This is a genomic window from Polaromonas sp. P1_G2 (assembly GCF_056405515.1).
On the sequence record NZ_JBFUBY010001137.1, the window covers coordinates 1 to 452 of the forward strand.

Genomic DNA, 452 nt, shown 5'->3' on the forward strand with positions numbered 1-452 from the left:
ATGGATATCAACATGCCGAAGCTCAGCGGCATCGATGCGATCGAGCTTTTCCGCAAAGAGCTGCCCGAGGCACGGATCGTGATGCTCTCGATGCATGACAGCCGCGAATATATCTCCTCCTCCGTCGTGCGCGGCGCTGCGGGCTATATCCTCAAGGACGTCTCGACCGATGAGATCGTCAAGGCGATCGAGATCGTAGCCGGCGGGGGGAGATATTTCTCGTCCGGTGTTCACGATGCGCTGATGGAGCGGGGTTCTCCCGACGAGGGCGACGGCCTGACGCCGCGCGAACGCGATACGCTCGGCCTGATCGTCGCCGGCCGCAGCAACAAGGAGATCGCCGAGAGCCTCGGGATCACCCCCGCCACGGCGGAGACACATCGCAAGAACCTCAAGAAGAAGCTCGGGATCGCCACGACGGCTGGCCTCATCCGCTACGCGCTGGATCATGG

General features: G+C 62.6%; 1 protein-coding gene. It reads left to right on the forward strand.

Translation table 11 applies throughout. The features are described 5' to 3' along the window. Positions 1-12: 12 nt before the first annotated feature. Positions 13-452 (forward strand): LuxR C-terminal-related transcriptional regulator (locus AC1D0P_RS29435; protein WP_477679965.1); only part of this gene is annotated, 440 nt, incomplete at its 3' end.